The 719-nt window shown below is 43.3% G+C and carries 1 protein-coding gene; it reads left to right on the plus strand.

The window, feature by feature from the left end; genetic code table 11:
* On the plus strand, nucleotides 1–540 hold a 540-nt coding region (locus R7Z50_RS27230; protein ID WP_318149713.1), incomplete at its 5' end, for a cellulose synthase operon protein YhjQ/BcsQ.
* Nucleotides 541–719: the final 179 nt, after the last annotated feature.

Consider the following 719-nt stretch of genomic DNA (forward strand, 5'->3'; position numbering starts at 1 on the left):
TTTTTACCGTTTGGCCATCTGAATTCTGAGCAGTTAAAAGCGTTCTTTAACGAGCGTTCTCACTACCTATCAATGCTAGGTGAAATGACGTTGCAAGTGAGCGAAAACCGTGGTGAGCAGTGGCTGCTTTTTCACGCCGACTTAGCAGAGCTTACTGATCCTGAAGTGCGATCTTTTGTCGACTTAATGGATATGATTGTGGTGGTGGTAACGGCAGATGCCCTGAGTTATCTCACTCTTCAATCTTGGTTACAACATGAAGAGCTATCGAGATTGCTTCGCTCTGACAAATTACGTTTTTTGGTGAATAAGTATCAGCCAGAAACCGAAATTGGTCGTGATTTCATGTTGGTGCTGAAAAAGGAACTTAGCGAATCGTTGATTCCTGTTTCGATTCATCGAGATACGGCATTGCTTGAATGTGTGGCAAACCTGACGACCGTTCAACACTATTCGCCATCGAGCCAAGCCGCAAAAGATTTTCAGTCTTTTGCTTTTTGGTGTGTATCAGCGTTATCAAGCGCTCAGGACCAAAGCTAATTTATGCGAAGTCTTAATCTGATTTTCCAACGCTGGGTAGTGGACCAATTCAGACTACAGAAGAAAGCTTACGAGCAAGCCTGGAATTGCAAAACAAACTGGGTTGGGGAGTGTGCTTTGTCTTTTTGGTTTTCATTGAGTTTTGTATTTTTAAAGCCGGTTATTTCGGGTGTTCCCTC

It is taken from the genome of Vibrio sp. 1249-1, from assembly GCF_033340495.1.